We start from the raw sequence: 1,164 nt of genomic DNA, 5'->3' as shown, positions 1-1,164 counted from the left end.
GGCGAGTGAATTTTTGTTTTCTCCTGATTTTTCTAAGCTTGGTGTAGGGGCGTTTTTGAGTGCTTTAGGACTTGCTTGCTTTTCTTTATCTATTGGAGTGGGTTCGATTATAACTTATTCTGCAAGTTTGCCTGATAAAACAAATTTTATTACAAGTACTATTAATATTATTATTATTAATATTATCATTGGTATTATGATGGGACTTATTGTATTTACTTTCATATTTGAATTTAATGGCAATCCAGCTCAGCAAGGTCCAGGTTTGATTTTTGTATCTTTAATGAGTTTGTTTTCAAATATTGATCCAATTGGCTTTTTACCTTTGGGAAATATTTTAGCCATAGCTTTTTTTATAGCTTTGTTTTTTGCAGGGATTACTTCAGCAGTTTCCATGATAGAACCTTTAACTTTTTACTTAATTAATTCTTATAATTTTACAAGAAAAAAAGCTTTGATTTTTATAGCTTTCATTGTGTATTTTTTGGGAAGTTTATGTATTTTATCAGGAATTGAGTGGAGTAAAGATTCTTTGGAAATTTTTGGAAAAAGTTTTTTTGATATATTAGATTTTATAGCTTCAAATTTAATGATGCCTTTGGGTGGGTTATTTGGTGCAATCTTTGTAGGATTTGTACTTAAAAAAGAGGCTTTGCAAACTTTATTTTATCCTTATATGAGGGGTAAATACTTTGAGTGCTGGTATTTTTTTGTAAGATATATTTCACCTTTGGCGGTGATTTTAATCATGATAAAACAATTATTTTTTTAAGGTTAAAAGATGAATGAAAAATTTTCTAAAATAGGTTTTGTATTAGCAGTGGCAGGTTCAGCCGTTGGGCTTGGAAATGCTTGGAAATTTCCAACTTTAGTAGGTAACAATGGCGGTTCAGCTTTTGTAGTGGTGTATTTACTTTTAACCTTGGGTGTGGCTTTTGTGATATTTTTAGCAGAACTTAGCATAGGAAAACTTAGCGAAAAAGATCCTGTAAATGCTTATCATACTTTAGCACCAAAAAATAAAAAGGCATGGTCACTAGCGGGATTTTTTATGCTCGGTGCTATTATTTTAGTGTCTTTTTATAGTGTTGTGATAGGTTGGATAGCAAAATATGCTTATTTTGGGTTTTTTGAACTACCTAAAGATACAAATGAAGCAGGCGC

The 1,164-nt window shown here is 30.8% G+C and carries 2 pseudogenes; both read left to right on the top strand.

The annotated features are described in order from the left end of the window. A pseudogene (locus tag CAMP5121_RS08000) lies at positions 1–772 on the top strand (sodium-dependent transporter); the annotation flags it as partial. Between the two features lie 9 nt (positions 773–781). Further along, positions 782–1,164, top strand: a pseudogene (locus tag CAMP5121_RS07995) (sodium-dependent transporter); the annotation flags it as partial.

The sequence above is a fragment of the Campylobacter sp. 2352 PW genome (assembly GCF_024723575.1).
Lineage (GTDB): Bacteria > Campylobacterota > Campylobacteria > Campylobacterales > Campylobacteraceae > Campylobacter_D.
The sequence above is the reverse complement of the archived record's forward strand: the minus strand, read 5'-3'. Positions and strand labels throughout refer to the sequence as shown.